Genomic DNA, 17896 nt, shown 5'->3' with positions numbered 1-17896 from the left:
TGCGTGAGTCGCTGCGTATTCGCCCCTCCCTGTGACCGGGCGCAGTTTCGCCGCGCCTTTGGCCTCTCTCGCAAACGAAGGTTTTCTGAGAGAGGCGAGCGCCTGGGCTGCGGAGTTTGGTGCCCGCATGGTTTCGCTGATTCTTGATTCTCAAAACCCGTTCTTCAATGCGTCGCACAAAGGTATGGAGTTGTGGTAATTTGAGAACTATGGAAACCGCAGCCACCGGAACGCGCCTCGGCTACGTGCGCGTATCGACCTCGAACCAAGACGAGGCTCTCCAGCATGAAGCCCTGGACCGTGCGAAGGTGCTCAAGCGCAACCGCTACGCCGACCATGGCGTGAGCGGCGCAAAGCAGGACCGCCCCGGCTTGGACGCGCTGCTTTCGGACGCGCAGCCGGGGGACGCGATTGTTGTCTACAAGCTGGACCGCCTGGGACGCTCCACGGCGCATGTTGCTGGCCTGATCGAGGATCTAACTCAACGGGGCGTCTTTATCGAGTCCGTGGGCGATGGCCTCAGCTCATCGACGCCAACGGGTCGTGCGATGCTCCAGATGCTCGCGATCTTTGCGGAGATGGAGCGGAGCTTCATTCGAGACCGCACCAAGGCGGGCCTTGCCGAAGCTCGCAAGGCTGGACGCAAGGGTGGACGCCGTGCGGTCCTGGATGCAAAGCAGGTGAAACAGGTACAGGCGCTCCGTGCTGCTGGAACGCCTGTACCTGATATTGCGCGGACGATGGGGGTCTCTGTCGCGACCGTCTACCGCGTGTTGTCTTGAGAATTGGACCTAGCCTTCGGCTACTGGCCACGGGAAGCAAAGTGAAATCTGACCGCAGGATCTGGTTCCATGGGCGCAGCTAGTCAAGGTAGATGGGACTCCGAAGGCCGCTCAGTCAACCGGCTGGTGGCAGTGATGGCAGACCGTAACGTCTCCGATCTTCGATGACTTCAGCATCTTTCCGCAGTGATCACAAGTCATGGGAAGGGTTAGCCAGACGAACCCGACCAGTACGAGCAGGAACGGGAAAGCGCCTGCGCCAATGACTGGGCTCAGCATGCCGATGAGAAACGAGAGGAAGAGCGCTCCACCGAATGTGAACCACCACCAGCGGAGGCTAAGTAGGTTCTTCCACCGAAGGCGTATCGGCTTGTTTGAATTGGTGGGAGTGTGCCGAGTCGTGGCCGTCTGGCGGCTGGCCGGGGAATGGGCGTTGAAGGTGGGCTGTGACCGGCGACGGGGGGTTCGGGCTGAAGGCTGCTTTGGGTGCGTTGGTAGGGGCGCATGGTGCTGGGTCCAGGCGGAACCGTCCCAGTAGCGAAGGAGCCCAATTTCTGTCGGGTACCAGCCAGGGGGTGCCTGCGTTGGGGAGGCCTCGGTGGCGCTATCGGCCGCAGAGGCGTTCGATTCTGGGGCTCTGGTGTCTGAAGGCTGAGCTAGCTGGCCCCAGCTTGTTCCATCCCACCACTGGGCCTGGTTGTTGGCGTTGGGGTACCAGCCCGCGGGGGGATTCTGGGTGGCGGCGTCTGGCACGGGAAATCCTCTCGGCGCAATCAAGGTGCAACTAGATGCACTGTGAAGATTGTTGCACGTTGCTGGAATGCTTGGGTGGCTATTCCCGAGTACGCGAGCGATCCTGACATCTCGCGACTCGCCGCCGAGATGAAGCGCCGTCGGGCTGACAGTGGGCTCACCTACGAGCAGGTAGCTGAACGAGTGGGCATGAGTCGGCGTTCCGTGATCTCCTACGAGCAAGGGCAGACCCTTGGAACCATGCGGTACTGGTTCCGCATCGCCGATGCACTCGACGTGCCGTTCTCTGAGTTCGTGCGCGTCCTGGACTAGAGTCCGTGTTTATTGGGGCGGTCTGTCCTTAGGTCCCTGAACCGGTAAGGGCGAGCCGTCCGCACCGCTCGCACCACCAGAACAGCCCCCGCAGGATCTGGCCGTGTCTCCAGCGGTGTGGATACAAGGGGTCTCGCGCTCGCCGCCAGTCAATCGTCCGAGATGCCCGCAAGAGTTCCGCGCAACAGTTCAGCCGCTGGCGGGATGCAGAGCTTAGGACAAGAGCCTCCTGAGGTCGTCGCTCAATGCTCCACCAACAATCAGCGGCAGCTCGGAGGAGTTGGGATCGCGTTCCGCAAGCTGGGCTATGTTCCAGACAACACCGATTGAGTTCGCGGCCAAGCCCTTCCTGCCCTGTACTCCAGGCTTGAGCGTGATTCGCATCATGGAGCGAATTACTGCCCTTTGTGTCTCCAGGTCCGCGATGAGGAACGTCTCTCCAGGGTTCTGTTCTTGGAGAATTGAAGAGAGTGTGGTGTCTCCTACTGCTGAAGCGCGCTCATTGAGCAACGGGTTCAATTCGGCTTCCGTGCGCTCGATTGCTGAGGAAAACCTCTTGCCGTCGATCAGGCCGCTGTCATAGTCATTTTCGAAATTCGAGATTCGTGCCCGTAGGTCTTGAATCTTGGCTTCTAGGGCGGCGGTAGCCTCCGGATCTTCGCGCTTTGTAAACATCTTGATCGCGTCTTCCTTGGAGAGGCGATCTGCCACGAGTTCGAGGATCGTTGCATCGACGTAGGAGCGAGTTCTTGACATGCCGCATTTGCGGCAATGGTACCTATCCCCGTTTGACACCACGGGTTTGTAGCATTGCTGGCACTCGTACAGGCCGCTTCCTAGGTGTTTCCTTGCGGTGCCGGTCCGGTTCTTGATTCTGCTGGGGTCGTTGAGCTTATTGTTGACGGCATCGAATACTGCTTCTGAGACGATCGGGTCCCAGTTTCCTGTTCCTCCAGTTGCCTTACCGAGGTACACCATCCTGCCGCAGTACCGGGCGTTGGTGAGGATGGTTCGGATGCTCGTTGGGCTCCAGCGCGAACTCCCGGTGCGGGTGGGTGTTCCCTCTTCCGTAAGGAGCTTCGCGATTCCGTAGAGTGACTTTCCGTTGTTAAAGTCGGTAAAGATTCGCTCAACAATCTTTGCTTCTTCTGCAATGAGTTGGCCAGAAAAGTCATATCCAGTAAGTCTAATCCCCGCCGGAGGTTCGCCGCGGTCGGCTTTTTGTTTCGCAGCCCTCTTCTGCCTCTTGGACTTGATGTCCATTTCGGCTTTCGCAAAGGCTACCTTCATGCGCGCAAAAGTTCGCCCTTCTTCGGTGGAAAGATCGGCTTCGCCGGAAACTGTGACAAGCTTGAGTCCATTTTCTTCGGCTGCTTCGATCCAGTCTTCGAGTTGGCGAGGCTGTCGAGTGAGGCGGTCCAGATCGAAACAAACTATGGCGCTGAACTTCCCGGCCTTGTAGTCCGCGACCATGCGTTCGTAATGTTCTCTTTTTGCGTTCTTTCGGGTTGCGCTCACCGAATTGTCGGTGTAAACGTCATAGACCTCCCACTTTCGGGATTCTGCTACGGCGAGAGCGTCCTCTTCTTGGCGTTGAACGGCCTGCATCTCTCCGGAGGGATCTAGGGAGATGCGGCAGTAGATGGCGCACGTTGTCATGGCAACATTATACGTTGTTTGAGATTGCAAAGCGTGCGAGTGGCGTTTCAACGTCTGACCCGCGCTGCACTGCGCTGCTGAACGAGGGCCCGCCCGACCGGAAGGTCGGGCGGGCCCTCGCGCATCTACTGGGCGGGTCAGTCGGACTTGGGGCTCGGGACGGGGATCGCCGTGGTGCGGATCTCGCGTGCCAAAGGATCGGGCGTCACCCGGATGCCTTCCGCATCTTCGATGACGCTGAACACGGTGACCTCATCGGAGCCGCTGAAGCGGACCTCGACGAAGTGCTCGGCTCCCATCTGCTCGGATGGATTGTCCGTGATCGAGGCCTTCGCGAGACCGCCCTGTCTGTTCGCCTGCGACTTGATGGCCGCCATGCTCTCCCGCAGAGAAGCGTTGGAGAGGTCTGCAGGAACCACGAGTCGGGCGGCCCCGGCGTCATCGTCCATTGCCGCTGCGAAAAGGTGGTGTACCGCATCCGTGCTGGATTCGATGCCCGGCTGCTTGACGCTCGCGCCGCAACCGACGAAAGCGATCGTGGTGAGCAGCGTCGTTGCTGCGACAAGGATTCGAGTGGCGCGCATCGCCCTACTCTATGCGGGGAGATGAAGGCCAGCTGCGCAAGCTCTCCACAGGCGTGATCTGTGAGTAACGGTGCATGGATCCGACGCGGCACCTCTAGCATCGGACTGGGAAGGAGCACACGTGTCCAAACGCAAGACCCCCGAGCAGAAAGCCGACGAGGAGCGCCGGTACGCCCTCGCGAGCGGCGCGTGCACCGACGCGGAGTTCGAGCCGTTCTTCACCGATCCGAACCAGGCGATCCGCAACGCGGCGGCGCTGAACCCAGATGCGAGCGCGGCGGTGCTCGACCGCTTCGCCGACGACCGGTTCTGGAGCGTGCGGGTCGCGGTCGCCGAGCATCCGAGCACGGCGCGCGCGACCCTGCTGCGACTGCTCGAACCGGATCCGCGCAAGCGCGGCGTCGTGCACCACGCCGCGCGCGAACGGCTCGAAGCGGACGGGATCCGCTTCGACGACGACGGCGCACCGATCGAGGCGTGATGTGGACGCGACCGGAACCGGAACCGCAGCCGGAGCCCCTGCCGCCCCTGCGTCGGCTCGGCGTCCACGCCTCCGACTACGCCTGGGCGGTCTCGAGCATCTGGGAGGGAGCCCGACGACCGCACCCGCCCGAGCGCTTCCGGCACGGCGGCCTGGCGCCGGTCGTGCTCGTGCCCGGGGTGCTCGAGAGCTGGACCATGATGCGCCTCATCGCCGAGCGGCTGAACCGCGCCGGGCACCCGGTGCACGTCCTGCCCGAGCTGCGGCTCAACACCGCCCCGCTTGCCGAGGGGGCCGCGCTGGTCGAGGAGCACCTCCGCGCCGGGGACCTCCGCGACGCGGTGATCGTCGCTCACAGCAAGGGTGGACTGATCGCGAAGCTCGTGCTGCTCGGCGAAGAGCAGGAGCGGGTCGCGCGAGTGATCGCGATCGCGACGCCGTTCGCGGGATCCGAGCTCGCGCGCTGGATGCCGACGCGCACACTGCGGTCGCTGCACCCGAGCGATCCGAGTATCCGCGACCTCGTGGCGCGCACCGAGGCCGACGCGCGGATCGTGTCGATCCATCCGCCGTTCGACCCGCACATCCCCGGGGGCTCGCGTCTCGCCGGCGCCGAGAACGTGCCGACCGCGGAGTCCGGGCACTTCCGGATCCTCGGCTCGCCGGAGGTGCTCGACGCGGTCGAACACCTCGCCGGCCACGACCCGGTGACCGGATCCTGAACAGCCGCCCCGAAGCTCTGGCGCGATCCTCCGCGGCGGGGCATGCTGAGTGCATACGCAGGTCCCGACGACAGAAACGGATCCCATCATGGCTGCATCGCTCGCAAGCTACATCGCACTCCCGGGGACGACCGGGGAGGCGATGGAGCACTGGCACGACGTGTTCGGCGGAGAACTCCAGATCATGCGGTACGGCGACGTCCCGCCCATGGAGGGCATGCCCTTCACCCCGGATCCGCAGGCCGTGGCGCACGCGACCCTCGTGCTGCCGGGCGGCACCATCGCGGGCGGCGACGCCATGGAGGACGGCAACGACTACAACGTGCGCGGCAGCGCGTACTCGCTGCTCTACACGACCGACACCGCCGACGAGGCGCGCGGGCTCATCGCGAAGCTCGTCGACGGCGGCGGCGAGATCGGGATGCCGTTCGAGCGGGCACCATGGGGCGGCTGGTACGGGCAGGTCTTCGACCGCTTCGGCGTGATGTGGTCGTTCTCCACCGACAACGACTGATCCGGGCGGCGTCACCCGTCTACAGTTGACGGGTGACTGCAACGCTCGTGGCCAACGGCCTCGCGGGAGGGTACGCCCACCGCACCCTGTTCGAGGGGCTCGACCTGACGGTCGCGCCCGGTGACGTGATCGGCGTCGTCGGCGTGAACGGGGCCGGGAAGTCGACCTTGCTGCGGATCCTCGCCGGCGAGCTCGACGCGCAGGCGGGCAGCGTGTCGCTCGCGCCGGCCGACGCGTTCGTCGGTTGGCTCCCGCAGGAGCACACGCCGGTCGAAGGCGAGACGATCGGCGCCTACGTCGCACGCCGCACGGGCGTCGCGGCGGCCACGGTGCGCTTGGACGCGGCGTCGGCCGCGTTCGCGGATCCCGATGCGGCCGCTCCCGGCGCGTCGGATCCGGCCGACGAGTACTCGGCCGCGCTCGACCGCTGGCTCGCCGCGGGGGCGGCGGACCTCGAGGATCGCCTGCCCGCGGTGCTCGCCGAGCTCGGCCTCGAACTCGGCACCGAGGCGCTCATGACCGCGCTGTCCGGTGGGCAGAAGGCGCGGGTCGCGCTCGCCGCGCTGCTGTGCTCGCGCTTCGACATCGTGCTGCTCGACGAGCCGACCAACGACCTCGACCTCGACGGGCTCGCCAAGCTGGAAGCCTTCGTGCAGGGGCTGCGCGGGGGCGTCGTGCTCGTCAGCCACGATCGAGAGTTCCTCGCGCGCGCGGTCACCCGCGTGCTCGAACTCGATCTGGCGCAGCACACCAACCGCGTCTACGGCGGCGGCTACGAGGCCTACCTCGAGGAGCGGGCGATCCTGCGTCAGCAGGCGCGCGACGACTACGAGGAGTTCGCGGCGAAGAAGGCCGACCTCGTCGGCCGCGCCCGCACGCAGCGCGAGTGGTCGAGCAAGGGCGTGCGCAACGCGATGAAGAAGGCGCCCGACAACGACAAGATCAAGCGCAAGGCGTCGATGGAGTCGAGCGAGAAGCAGGCGCAGAAGGTGCGCCAGATGGAGAGCCGGATCGCGCGCCTCGACGAGGTCGAGGAGCCGCGCAAGGAATGGCGCCTCGAATTCACGATCGGGGCTGCGCCCCGGTCGAGCTCGGTCGTCGCGACGCTCAACGAGGCCGTCGTGCGTCAGGGCGAGTTCGTGCTCGGCCCGGTCTCGGTGCAGGTCGACGCCGGCGAGCGGATCGGGATCACCGGCCCCAACGGCGCCGGGAAGTCGACGCTGCTGCGGCTGCTCCTCGGCGAGCGGACTCCCGACGCGGGCTCGGCGAGCCTCGGATCCTCGGTCGCGATCGGGCAGATCGATCAGACCCGCACGCTGCTGACCGGATCCGCTCCGCTCGCGGAGGCGTTCGAATCCCTGGTGCCCGAGTACACGAGCGCCGAGGTGCGCACGCTGCTCGCGAAGTTCGGGCTCCGCGCCGATCACGTGCTGCGACCGCTCGACGCGCTGTCGCCGGGAGAGCGCACGCGCGCCGGGCTCGCGCTGCTGCAGGCGCGCGGTGTCAACGTGCTCGTGCTCGACGAGCCGACGAACCACCTCGATCTCGAGGCGATCGAGCAGCTCGAGCAGGCGCTCGAGGCCTACGAGGGCGCGCTCCTGCTCGTCACCCACGACCGGCGGATGCTCGAGAACGTGCGCCTCGACCGGCGCTGGCACGTCGAGGCGGGACGGGTCGAGGACCGCATCGTCTGAGCGCGGGCGGCCGGCGCTCGCGCCGGCGGCCGGGTCACACGGCCGCGCGGATCCGTTCGGCGAGCTTCTGCGCGACCTTCTTGTTCTTCGGCCCGTCGAGCAGCGCCTTCGGGCGCCCGGCCAGGTTCGCCAGGTAGATCGAGAGCCGCGATCCCTGGGGCGTCGGCGTGATCTCGATCCCCGTCGCGAGCTCCCAGCTCAGCAGCGTCTTCTTCGTGACCACGGCGAAGGCGAGACGGTCGTCGCTGACGCCGACGATCTGATGCCCGGCCTCGGTGATGACCCGTTCGACGGCCGCGCTGACCGAGGCCGGATCGTTCGGCAGCTCGATCTGAGCCTCCGCCGAGGTATCGACGAAGTCGAACGATGGAGCGAAGGCCGGGCCGTACTGATCGACGAAGCGGGAGTTCAGGATCTTATCGAAGACTGACATGGGCGCAGTCTACGTTCGACCGAGGGATCCCGCACCCGTCCGATGCTCGTGCACCCGGCCCGGCTAGCCTGGTCCCCATGCCTACTCCGCGCGAGATCGTCGATTTCTCCGAAGACCCGGCACCTCCGGGCGCATCCCCGTGGGTCGGCCCGAGGGTGACGGAACGCATCGAGGTGGGAGCGGCGGATCCGAGCTGGCCCGCACGGTTCGACGCGGTCGCCGATCGCGTGCGCGCGGCGCTCGGCCCGCGCGCGCTCGAACTGCACCACGTCGGATCGACCTCGGTGCCCGGCCTCGATGCGAAGCCGATCATCGACGTCGACCTCATCGTGGCGGACCCGTCGGACGAGGCGGTCTGGCTGCCCCCGTTGGAGGCGGCAGGATTCGAGCTGCGGGTGCGGGAGCCCTGGTGGCAGGGGCACCGGATGCTCCGGTCGGGGGATCCGGCGACGAACCTGCACGTGTTCGGGCCCGAGTCCGCTGAACCGTGGAAGCACCGCGTGTTCCGCGACCACCTGCGCCGTGACGCCCGGGACCGTGAGCGCTACGCTTCGGTCAAGCGGGCGGCGGCCGAGCAGGCCAATCGACGAGGCGAGACCACCATGGACTACAACCTGCGCAAGCAGGAGGTGATCCGCGAGATCTACGCCCGCGCGTTCCGCGCCGCCGGGCTGATCTGAGGCGCGGCCGAGCCGGTATTCTGGTGGCGGCATACGAAACGAATCGACGGAGGGCCGCGCGAGCATGACCGAGACGACCGAGACCGGCACGGAGATGCCGCCCTGCCCCGAGTGCGGGAGCGAGTACGCGTACGAGTCGGGCGCGCTGCTGGTCTGCCCCATGTGCGGGCACGAGTGGGCTCCGGCCGATGGCGCCGCGAACGGCGCCGACGGCGATTCGGCGGACGGCGAGCGCGTCGTGCGCGATGCGGTCGGCAACGTCCTCTCCGACGGAGATACGGTCACCCTCGTGAAGAGCGTCAAGGTCTCGGGCGGCGGCGGTGGCGCGATCAAGGTCGGCACGAAGGTCACGGGTATCCGGCTGATCACCGACGGCGTCGGCGATCACGACATCGACGCGCGCGTTCCCGGGTTCGGCAAGCTGCAGCTCAAGTCGAGCGTCGTCAAGCGGGTCTCCTAGGTCGGACGGGCCGGGGCCGGCGGTGGATCAGCAGCGAACGGGAGCCCGGGAAGCGGTCGGCGCGGCCTACGGCGCCCGGGCGGCCGAGTACACCGAGCTGCTCGGCTCGGTCGAGGCGCTCGCTGCGCAGGATCGCGACACGATCTCGACCTGGGGCGCGGGCATCGACGGTCCCGTGCTCGACGCCGGCTGCGGCCCGGGGCACTGGACCGAGCATCTTCGGGCGCTCGGCATCGATATCACTGGCCTCGGCCTGACCCCGGAGTTCGTGGACATCGCGCGGAGCCGGTTCCCCGAGGCGCGGTTCCGCGTCGGTGCGCTCGAAGCGCTGCCCGTCGCGGACGCCGCGCTCGGCGGACTGCTCTCCTGGTACTCCGTCATCCACACGCCGCCCGATGGTGTTCCGGCAATTCTGCGGGAGTTCGCCCGCGTCCTGCGGCCGGGCGGCTCCCTGCTGCTCGGCTGCTTCGAAGGACCGCGACTCGAAGCGTTCGACCACGCCGTGACCACGGCCTACTTCTGGCCGGTCGCCGAGATACGCATCGAACTCGAGCGTGCCGGCTTCGCGGTCCGCTCGGTGCGCACCCGAACCGACCCGGGCAGCCGACCGCACGCGGAGTACCTCGCGGAGCGGGTCGGCGAGGTCGCGGCATGATCCGCCTGCGGCTCGAGACCCGCATCGCCGCGACCCCGGCCGAGTGCTTCGCGCTGAGCCTGTCGGTCGACGCGCACACCTCCTCCATGAGCGACTCCCGGGAGCGCGCCGTCGGGGGAGTGACCTCGGGCGAGATGCGCGCGGGGCAGACGGTGACCTGGCGCGCGGTCCACTTCGGGATCCCGTGGCGCATGACCTCGCTCATCTCGGCCTACGACGCGCCGCACCGATTCGTCGACGAGCAGGTCGCCGGCCCGTTCGCGCGCTGGCACCACGAGCATCGCTTCGAGCCGGACGGCGACGGCACCCGCATGCTCGACCTGGTCGAGTTCGCGGCACCGTTCGGCCCGTTCGGGCGGATCGCCGAGCGGATCGCGCTGCGGCGGTACCTGACCCGCCTGCTGGAACGTCGCAACGACTGGCTGCGCGAGACGCTCGAAGCGCGGCACTGAGCGCGGCCCTTCGGTCTTTCGGGCTCGTCTACGCCGCCCGATCCACCGCGAACGCCAGGTGCGGCATGTCGATGCCGCGGTAGTGCTTCACGAACCGGCTGCGCACGGTCATGCCGAGCCGGATCGCGACGTTCATCGAGGCGAGGTTCGTGTCGCGCACCTGGGCGTGGACGCGATCAGCGCCCAGGACGGCGAAGGCATGATCCCGGCACGCGGCCGCGGCTTCCGTCGCGTAGCCGTGATGCCAGTGCGCACGATTGAAGAGGTACCCGACCTCGAGCACGTCGTCGCCGTCGATGCGCTGCCGCGTGATCCCGCACTGGCCGATCACCGGAGCACCGTCTCCCGCGCTGTCGGGTCCGCCAGAGGACGACGAGCGCAGCTCGACCGCCCAGAGACCGAACCCATCGTTCCGGTAGCGCTCGAGCTGCCGATCCAACCAGTCGCGCACCATCGCCTCGTCGAACGCGCCCTCGTACGCCGTCATCGCGACGGGATCCTGCAGGATCGCGCGCAGCGCGGGCAGGTCGGCCGCCGTCATCTCGCGCAGGCGGAGGCGTTCGGTCTCGAGGATCATCCGTCCAGTCTCGCACCGTCGGCTCAGCGTCACCGTGCAGTAGCGTGACACCATGCGCACACCCGACCGCCGGGGCCGCGGCGACCGGACCGAACCGTTCGGCTTCCCCGGCGATCTCCCGGCCGAAGCCGTCGAACGGATCGGGATCCTCGCCGCGAGATCGGTGAGCGTCGACCGCGAGCTGCGGAGAACCCTGGCGCCGCGCCTGGCTGCGACCCACGCGATCGCCCGGCGAGCGAGGGCGGATGCGGCCGCCGGTGCGCGTCGCGCCGCACAGGGCCGAGGCGCGCCACCGGAACGCCCCGGTCGGGGCACGCGGATCCTGTGGGGCACGCTCTGCATCGCGCTGATGGTCGCGCTGATCGCGCTCGCTTCCACATTCGGGCCGATCAAGCACTTCTCGTCGACGAGGCCCGACGTCCCCTGGGCGATCGCGGTGGTCGCAGGGATCGTCGCACTCTCGACGGCCGCACTGCTGCACCTGCTGCCGTCGCCGCGGCGGGGGTATCCGCTCTACGTCGCCGAGGTCTGCGCGTGGCTGAGCGCCGGGATGCTCGTGCTCGTGATCCTCTATCGCGCCTTCGGCCTGCACTGGCGCGAGACCGAGTACGCCCCGGAGCAGATCCGACTCTGGCTCCTGTGCGCCACGACCGTCGCGCTGCTCACGGGGCTGCTCGCGTGGCGGTGGCGGCGCGGACGCGCACGGCTCTCGCCCGAGGAGCGCCTCCGAGGGTCCCAGCGGCCCCGGCCGCCCGGCGCGGACGCGCTCGTCGCGGCGCTGCGCACGATCGTGGAAGCCGCGGGCGGGATCCCGCAGGCGGTGCGCGACGACTGGCGCGCACGCCTCGACCGGGAAGCGCGTCGCGCCGCGGGCACCGGAGCCGGAGGCGCTCCGGCGGGAGCGGAGTCGGACGGAATCCTCGCGGCTCTCGCCGCAGCGGACGGGCTCGACCCGGTCGAGGTCCTGGCTCGGATCCACGCGGACGGCGGTCGCGACGTCGAGCGCGTCGCCGCTGCGCTCCGCTGATCCCGCTGCTAGCCTGACCGGCATCATGAGCCTGAGCTACGAGACCGCGGAGGAATGGGCCGAGGAGCTGTCGCTGTCCGTCGACCCGGATCTCGAGACGCTCGAGGCCTACGCGCTGCAGCGGCACCCGGAGATCGTCGCCGCGCTCGGACCGCAGGGCGCGGTGCTCGCCGAACGGATCCGGCCGGGCGCGAACGAGCGTCGGGGAACCCTCTCCTGCATCGCGGGCCTCCTCCTCTTCGGCGCCATCGGCGTCGCGCCGATCCTGGGGGTCGCGATCTACGCGGAGGCGCCGGGGGTGCTGTTCACCAGCGTTCCTCCCGTCGCCGCGCGGACCGCCATCCCGATCTCGAGCTGGTGCTTCGGGATCACGGCGGCGGTGCTGCTCGTCGGGGCGATCGTCTGGCTCGTGCGCGGCGCGCGCTGGAACCCGGCCCTGCTCGGCTACGCCGTGCTCTCCTTCGTCATGGCGGGCTTCGCGACGATCGGATTGGCCAACGTGGCTGCGCGCGACGAGTTCGCGGGATTGGCCGGCTGGCTCTGGCCGGTCCGGGCCGCGCTGATCGTCGCCGCGGTCGTCGGGCTTGCGGTGCTGCTGCGCGTGCGGCACCGGACGCCCGACGGCGCGGGTGCGTCGGATGGGGCGGATCGCGGGCAGCCGGGCCACGGTGCGCAAGCCGGACCCGACGCGGTAGAGCTCGCAGCGGCGTTGCCGGAAGAAGATCGGGAGCGCGCGCTCGCGGATCGGAACGCGGCCCTGGACGCGCTCGGGCGGCGCGGCTTCCTGACCGGCGGCACCGTCGGGCAGGCGCGCGCCGTTCCGCTCGGGGGTCTCGGGGCGTTCCGCTGGACCGGGAATCCCGACGCCGGGACGGCGGCCAGGGGATGAAGCCGGAGCGAGGCGCCGAACCGCTCGGGACCGCGGAGATCGTCGCCTTCGTCCGGGAGCGCCCGGACGGCGTCGTCTCGACGCTCGGCCCCGACGGGGCGCCGCAGGCCGCGTACCTGCCGTTCGCGGCGACCGACGCGGGCGATCTCGTCTTCGACGCGCGCACGGCGTCGCGCAAGATCGCCAACCTCGCACGCGACTCCCGCGTCGCGGTCGTGATCGGCGGCGCCGACGGCGCGTCGCTGCAGTGCGAGGGCACCGCCGTCGTGACGGGCGGAGCGGATCGCGCCGCGGCGGCGGACGCGTACGCCGCCGCGTTCCCCGAATTCGCAGACTCGCTGCAGCGCGCCGATATCGCGGTCGTGCGGATCCGACTCGACTGGGCGCGCCTCGGCGACTACCGGACCGAGCCGCCCCGGATCTCCGAGACCCGAGGGGTGCGAACGGGGCCGGAGACCGGCTAGGCTGGCCGCAGCAACCGAATATCCGGCCCATTCACCAGCGCGGGAGAGCCGCTCGAACAACCGTCGAGCGGCACCGAAGGAGCAAGCTTCCCCGCCAATCTCTCAGGTCCAGTACCGCGCAGGCGAGGCCACTCTGAAAAGCGGGACACCGATGTCCCCGCCGACGGTGAAAGCGCGACGCCGCGCGAAGCTCTCAGGCCAATGACAGAGGGGGAGTTCTCGCCCGAGCACGGTGCTCGGGCGTCCGAATGGACCGGAGAACTCGTCGTGACCGAACGCCGTACCCCGCTCTTCCCCGCCCACGAATCCGCCGGAGCCGTCTTCACCGACTTCGGCGGTTGGCAGATGCCCGTCCGCTACACGAGCGATCTCGACGAGCACCACGCCGTGCGCCGTGCCGCAGGCCTCTTCGATATCTCGCACATGTCGGAGTTCCTCGTCGAGGGACCCGACGCCGGTGCGTTCCTCGACGGCGTGCTCGCCGGCCTCATCTCGACCATGCGCGTCGGCAAGGCCAAGTACTCGCTGCTGCTCAACGAGCGCGGCGGCGTGGTCGACGACCTCATCGTCTACCGCACGGCGGAGAGCACCTTCCTCATCATCGCCAATGCGGGCAACCGCGACGCCGTCGCCGCTGCGTTCGCGGCCGCCGCGGAGGCGGGCTCGGGGGACCGCACGGTCGAGGACGTCTCCGACACCTACGCGCTGATCGCCGTGCAGGGGCCCGAAGCGCAGAAGATCCTCGAAACGGTCGACACCCTGGTCCCCGACGCCCCGCTCTCCGAGCTCGGCTACTACGCGAGCCTCGGCGGCACCTTCGGCGTTCCGGGGGCGTTCGACGTGGCGCCGGTGCTCATCGCGCGCACCGGATACACGGGCGAGGACGGCTTCGAGATCCTGATCCCCGCGATCGACGCGCTCGACCTCTGGTACACCGTGCTCGAGGCCGGCGAACCTTTCGGCCTGGTGCAGGCGGGGCTCGCGGCGCGCGACACGCTGCGCCTCGAAGCGGGTATGCCGCTGCACGGGCACGAGCTCTCGCCCGAGATCCTGCCCGCGCAGGCCGGACTCGGCCGCGTCGTCGCGCTGAGCAAGCCCGACGACTTCGTCGGGCGCGCGGCCGTCGAAGCCTTCGACGCCGCCTCGGCGCGCGTGCTCGTCGGGCTCACCGCCGAGGGCCGCCGCGCTGCGCGCGCCGGTGCCGAGATCTACGCCGACGGCGTCGAACCGGGCGCAGACGGCGCCGGACCGATCGGGATCGTCACGAGCGGGGTGCTGTCGCCCACGCTCGGCCACCCGATCGCGATGGCCTTCGTCGATCCCGAATACTCCGAGGCCGGCACCGCGCTCGGCATCGACGTGCGGGGGCGCGTGCTCCCCGCCACCGTGACCCCCCTCCCGTTCTACACCCGAAAGCAGGCCTGACATGAGCCTTCCCGCAGAGCTGAAGTACACCCGCGAGCACGAGTGGATCCGCCTCGATGGCGACGTCGCCACCGTCGGCATCACCTCGCACGCGGCCGACCAGCTGGGCGACGTCGTGTTCGTCGAGCTGCCCGCCGCCGGCACCCGAGTGAGCCGCGGATCCGTGATCGGCGAGATCGAGTCGACCAAGTCGGTCGGCGAGCTCTTCGCACCCTTCGACGGCGAGGTCGTCGAGGCGAACGACGCGGTCGTCGATGCGCCCGAGCTCGTCAACCAGGATCCCTTCGGCGAGGCCTGGCTCGTGCGTGTGCGCCCTGACGCACTGCCCGACGACCTGCTCGACGCCGACGCGTACGCCGCCGAGATCGACGGCTGAGGCGCGCGGTGCCCGAACAGTTCTCATCGCGCCACATCGGCACCCGCGCAGCCGACCGGGAGCGTATGTTCGCGCAGCTCGGCGTCGCGGGCGTCGACGGTCTGGACGCGCTCATGCGCGCCGCGATCCCCGAGACGATCCTGATCGACGCCGCGGCCGAGGCCGATGCGCCGAGCGCGATCCCCGCGGCCGCCACCGAGGCCGAGGCGCTCGCCGAACTGCGCGAGCTCGCCTCGCGCAACACCGTGCGCCGATCCATGATCGGCCTCGGCTACTTCGGCACCCGGACCCCGTCGGTGATCGCGCGCAACGTGCTCGAGAATCCGCGCTGGTACACGGCCTACACGCCCTACCAGCCCGAGATCTCGCAGGGGCGGCTCGAAGCGCTCATCAACTTCCAGACCATGGTCGCCGACCTGACCGGGCTCGCGACCGCGAACGCATCGATGCTCGACGAGGGCACCGCCGTCGTCGAGGCGATGCTGCTCGCGCGGCGCGCCTCGCGGTCGTCGTCGCAGGTGTTCCTGCTCGACGCCGACGCCCTGCCGCAGACCCGGGCGCTCGTGCATCACCGGGCCGAGCCCCTCGGCATCGAGGTGCGCGAGATCGAGCTCGCCGATGCGGATCCCGCCTCGCTGCCGGAGGCGTTCGGCGTCATCGTGCAGTATCCCGGGGCGTCGGGCCGCGTGTGGGATCCCTCGCGGATCCTCGCCGCCGTGCGCGACGCGGGCGGTCTCGGCGTCGTCGCGGCGGATCCGCTCGCGCTCGCGCTGCTCACGAGCCCGGGCGAGCTCGGCGCCGACATCGCCGTGGGTACCACCCAGCGCTTCGGCGTGCCGCTCGGCTTCGGCGGCCCGCACGCCGGCTACCTCGCCGTGCGCTCGGGCCTCGAACGCCAGATGCCCGGCCGTCTCGTCGGCGTGAGCGTCGACGCCGAGGGCGCGCCGGCCTACCGGCTGAGCCTGCAGACGCGCGAGCAGCACATCCGCCGCGAGAAGGCGACCTCGAACATCTGCACCGCGCAGGTGCTGCTCGCGGTCATGGCGTCGATGTACGCCGTCTACCACGGGCCCGAGGGGATCCGCCGGATCGCGACCGAGGTCGCCGGGAACGCGCGGGCCCTCGCAGGCCTGCTCGCCGAGCGCGGCTTCGAGATCGTGCACGAGCACTTCTTCGACACGATCCGCGTGCGGGTGACCGGCGACGGCGATCCCGCGGCCGAGGTCGTGGCGCGCGCGCACGAGGCCGGGATCCTGCTCTGGCGCGTCGACGCGAATACGGTGCAGATCGCGGTCGACGAGACGACGACCGGCGAAGACCTGGTCGAGGTCGTGGGTGCGTTCGTCGGCGGTTCGTTCGCGTACGCATTCGCGGTCGACGGCGATGCTCTGCCCGAGGGACTGCGCCGCACGAGCGAGTACCTGACGCACGCGGTGTTCCACGCGCACCGATCCGAGACCTCGATGATGCGGTACCTGGCCGAGCTCGCCGACCGCGACTACGCGCTCGACCGCGGCATGATCCCGCTCGGATCCTGCACGATGAAGCTCAACGCGGCGACCGAGATGGCCGCCGTGAGCTGGTCGGAGTTCCAGGAGCTGCACCCGTTCGCGCCCGCCGAGGACGTCGCGGGGACGCTCGAGCTGGTGCGCCAGCTCGAGTCGTGGCTCGCCGAGGCGACCGGCTACGACACGGTCTCGCTGCAGCCCAACGCGGGCAGCCAGGGCGAGCTCGCCGGCCTGCTCGCGATCCGCGGCTACCACCGCGCGAACGGCGACACCGAGCGCGACGTCTGCCTGATCCCGTCGAGCGCGCACGGCACGAACGCGGCCTCGGCGGTGCTCGCCGGCATGCGCGTCGTGGTGGTCGCGTGCGACGAGCACGGCGATGTCGATCTCGACGACCTGCGCGCGAAGATCGAGGCGCACGCCGAGCGCCTCGCGGCCCTCATGATCACCTACCCGTCGACGCACGGCGTCTACGAGCGGGCGGTCACCGAGATCTGCGACGCCGTGCACACCGCGGGCGGCCAGGTCTACATCGACGGCGCCAACCTCAACGCGCTCGTGGGCGCCGCCCGCTTCGGCGAGTTCGGCGGCGACGTCTCGCACCTGAACCTGCACAAGACGTTCTGCATCCCGCACGGCGGCGGCGGGCCCGGCGTCGGGCCGGTCGCGGCGAAGGCGCACCTCGCGCCGTTCCTGCCGGGGCACCCGCTCGCGCAGTCGACCGAGCACGCACTGCTCGGCGACCCCGAAGGCGGCATCGCTCACGGCGGCGGACCGATCTCGGCAGCCCCCTACGGCAGCGCCGGGATCCTCCCGATCTCGTGGGCCTACGTGCGCATGATGGGCGCCGACGGGCTCGCCGAGGCCACCGCATCCGCAGTGCTCGCGGCGAACTACGTCGCGTCGCGGCTGCGCGAGCACTACCCCGTGCTGTACTCGGGCCCCGACGGGCTCGTCGCGCACGAGTGCATCCTCGACCTGCGCCCCCTGAAGGACGAGACCGGCGTGACCGTCGACGACGTGGCCAAACGCCTCATCGACTACGGCTTCCACGCGCCGACCATGTCGTTCCCCGTCGCGGGTACGCTCATGGTCGAACCGACCGAGAGCGAGGATCTCGCCGAGCTCGACCGATTCGTCGAAGCGATGATCGCGATCCGCGCCGAGGCCGACGCCGTCGGGCGCGGGGAGTGGCCCGCCGAGGACAACCCGCTGCGCGGGGCGCCCCATACGGCGCGCTCCGTGATCGCCGACGCGTGGGCGCACCCGTACGGGCGCGAACTCGCCGCGTACCCCGTGCCCGGGATCGTGCGCCGCAAGTACTGGCCGCCCGTGCGCCGCATCGACAACGCGCACGGCGACCGCAACCTCGTGTGCGCGTGCCCGCCGCCCGAGGCGTTCGACGAGGCGTTCGACGCCTCGGCCGTCGCCGGGTGAGTTCGGGTGCCG

Annotated in this window: 21 protein-coding genes and 1 riboswitch; of the genes, 16 read left to right on the top strand and 5 right to left on the bottom strand. The window is 69.3% G+C overall.

Annotation, left to right across the window (positions count from 1 at the left end):
• Positions 1 to 209 precede the first annotated feature (209 nt).
• Positions 210 to 782 carry a recombinase family protein gene (locus XM48_RS10340; RefSeq protein ID WP_046455735.1) on the top strand — a complete coding sequence of 191 codons (573 nt, stop codon included), beginning with the start codon at positions 210 to 212 and terminating at the stop codon, positions 780 to 782.
• Positions 783 to 893: 111 nt separating this feature from the next.
• On the opposite strand, the gene XM48_RS17545 is transcribed toward XM48_RS10340, so the two are convergent.
• On the bottom strand, positions 894 to 1535 hold the full coding sequence (locus XM48_RS17545) for a DUF2510 domain-containing protein (protein WP_046455734.1): 642 nt from the start codon (positions 1533 to 1535) through the stop codon (positions 894 to 896).
• Positions 1536 to 1610: 75 nt separating this feature from the next.
• On the opposite strand from XM48_RS17545, the gene XM48_RS10330 reads away from it, so the two are divergent.
• Complete coding sequence (locus XM48_RS10330) at positions 1611 to 1847, top strand: helix-turn-helix transcriptional regulator (protein ID WP_052961437.1); 237 nt, start codon at positions 1611 to 1613, stop codon at positions 1845 to 1847.
• Between the two features lie 213 nt (positions 1848 to 2060).
• On the opposite strand, the gene XM48_RS17540 is transcribed toward XM48_RS10330, so the two are convergent.
• Positions 2061 to 3506: a recombinase family protein gene (locus tag XM48_RS17540; protein WP_084821114.1), complete on the bottom strand. Its 1446-nt coding sequence runs from the start codon at positions 3504 to 3506 to the stop codon at positions 2061 to 2063.
• 137 nt (positions 3507 to 3643) lie between these two features.
• Positions 3644 to 4090: a hypothetical protein gene (locus tag XM48_RS10325; protein WP_156175020.1), complete on the bottom strand. Its 447-nt coding sequence runs from the start codon at positions 4088 to 4090 to the stop codon at positions 3644 to 3646.
• Between the two features lie 121 nt (positions 4091 to 4211).
• Between XM48_RS10325 and XM48_RS10320 the strand changes: the two genes are divergently transcribed.
• The 4 genes from XM48_RS10320 to abc-f all read left to right on the top strand — a co-directional run bounded on the left by XM48_RS10320 (position 4212) and on the right by abc-f (position 7501).
• On the top strand, positions 4212 to 4571 hold the full coding sequence (locus XM48_RS10320) for a hypothetical protein (protein ID WP_046455732.1): 360 nt from the start codon (positions 4212 to 4214) through the stop codon (positions 4569 to 4571).
• The gene (locus tag XM48_RS10315) at positions 4571 to 5293 is read left to right on the top strand and encodes a triacylglycerol lipase (RefSeq protein ID WP_052961436.1); all 723 of its coding nucleotides are present in this window, start codon (positions 4571 to 4573) and stop codon (positions 5291 to 5293) included. Before XM48_RS10320 ends, XM48_RS10315 begins: the two co-directional genes overlap by 1 nt.
• Positions 5294 to 5381: 88 nt before the next feature.
• Positions 5382 to 5807: a VOC family protein gene (locus tag XM48_RS10310; RefSeq protein WP_046455731.1), complete on the top strand. Its 426-nt coding sequence runs from the start codon at positions 5382 to 5384 to the stop codon at positions 5805 to 5807.
• 32 nt (positions 5808 to 5839) lie between these two features.
• Positions 5840 to 7501, top strand: coding sequence for a ribosomal protection-like ABC-F family protein (gene abc-f / locus XM48_RS10305; RefSeq protein WP_046455730.1), 1662 nt, complete (start codon positions 5840 to 5842; stop codon positions 7499 to 7501).
• A gap of 34 nt (positions 7502 to 7535) precedes the next feature.
• On the opposite strand, the gene XM48_RS10300 is transcribed toward abc-f, so the two are convergent.
• On the bottom strand, positions 7536 to 7934 hold the full coding sequence (locus XM48_RS10300; RefSeq protein ID WP_046455729.1) for a hypothetical protein: 399 nt from the start codon (positions 7932 to 7934) through the stop codon (positions 7536 to 7538).
• 77 nt (positions 7935 to 8011) lie between these two features.
• Between XM48_RS10300 and XM48_RS10295 the strand changes: the two genes are divergently transcribed.
• The 4 genes from XM48_RS10295 (at position 8012) to XM48_RS10280 (ending at position 10181) form a co-directional block, all read left to right on the top strand.
• Entirely contained in the window at positions 8012 to 8614 is a 603-nt protein-coding gene (locus XM48_RS10295; protein ID WP_046455728.1) for a GrpB family protein, read from the top strand.
• Positions 8615 to 8678: 64 nt separating this feature from the next.
• Complete coding sequence (locus XM48_RS10290; RefSeq protein WP_046455727.1) at positions 8679 to 9074, top strand: zinc ribbon domain-containing protein YjdM; 396 nt, start codon at positions 8679 to 8681, stop codon at positions 9072 to 9074.
• Positions 9075 to 9096: 22 nt separating this feature from the next.
• Complete coding sequence (locus XM48_RS10285; RefSeq protein WP_046455726.1) at positions 9097 to 9729, top strand: class I SAM-dependent methyltransferase; 633 nt, start codon at positions 9097 to 9099, stop codon at positions 9727 to 9729.
• Positions 9726 to 10181 (top strand): SRPBCC family protein, encoded by a 456-nt coding sequence (locus XM48_RS10280; RefSeq protein WP_046455725.1) that lies wholly within the window; start codon positions 9726 to 9728, stop codon positions 10179 to 10181. The genes XM48_RS10285 and XM48_RS10280 overlap by 4 nt, the downstream gene beginning before the upstream one ends.
• 28 nt (positions 10182 to 10209) lie before the next feature.
• On the opposite strand, the gene XM48_RS10275 is transcribed toward XM48_RS10280, so the two are convergent.
• Positions 10210 to 10758 (bottom strand): GNAT family N-acetyltransferase, encoded by a 549-nt coding sequence (locus XM48_RS10275; protein ID WP_046455724.1) that lies wholly within the window; start codon positions 10756 to 10758, stop codon positions 10210 to 10212.
• A 52-nt stretch (positions 10759 to 10810) separates the two neighbouring features.
• Here XM48_RS10275 and XM48_RS10270 point away from each other — a divergent pair, with 52 nt between their 5' ends.
• From XM48_RS10270 to gcvP, 6 genes are all read left to right on the top strand, one after another.
• Positions 10811 to 11785: a hypothetical protein gene (locus XM48_RS10270; protein WP_046455723.1), complete on the top strand. Its 975-nt coding sequence runs from the start codon at positions 10811 to 10813 to the stop codon at positions 11783 to 11785.
• 25 nt (positions 11786 to 11810) lie between these two features.
• Complete coding sequence (locus XM48_RS18305) at positions 11811 to 12674, top strand: hypothetical protein (protein ID WP_046455722.1); 864 nt, start codon at positions 11811 to 11813, stop codon at positions 12672 to 12674.
• Positions 12671 to 13138, top strand: coding sequence for a pyridoxamine 5'-phosphate oxidase family protein (locus XM48_RS18300; protein ID WP_046455721.1), 468 nt, complete (start codon positions 12671 to 12673; stop codon positions 13136 to 13138). Before XM48_RS18305 ends, XM48_RS18300 begins: the two co-directional genes overlap by 4 nt.
• Positions 13139 to 13168: 30 nt before the next feature.
• Positions 13169 to 13265: riboswitch (glycine riboswitch) on the top strand.
• 140 nt (positions 13266 to 13405) lie between these two features.
• Positions 13406 to 14563, top strand: a complete 1158-nt coding sequence (gene gcvT / locus XM48_RS10255; RefSeq protein WP_046455751.1) for a glycine cleavage system aminomethyltransferase GcvT — start codon at positions 13406 to 13408, stop codon at positions 14561 to 14563.
• 1 nt (position 14564) lies between these two features.
• On the top strand, positions 14565 to 14939 hold the full coding sequence (gcvH, locus tag XM48_RS10250) for a glycine cleavage system protein GcvH (protein WP_046455720.1): 375 nt from the start codon (positions 14565 to 14567) through the stop codon (positions 14937 to 14939).
• An 8-nt stretch (positions 14940 to 14947) separates the two neighbouring features.
• Positions 14948 to 17884 carry an aminomethyl-transferring glycine dehydrogenase gene (gcvP, locus tag XM48_RS10245; protein ID WP_046455719.1) on the top strand — a complete coding sequence of 979 codons (2937 nt, stop codon included), beginning with the start codon at positions 14948 to 14950 and terminating at the stop codon, positions 17882 to 17884.
• Positions 17885 to 17896 lie beyond the last annotated feature (12 nt).

The organism is Leucobacter sp. Ag1, from assembly GCF_000980875.1.
GTDB classification, from domain to species: domain Bacteria; phylum Actinomycetota; class Actinomycetes; order Actinomycetales; family Microbacteriaceae; genus Leucobacter; species Leucobacter iarius.
This window is presented reverse-complemented; position numbering and strand designations above follow the sequence as displayed.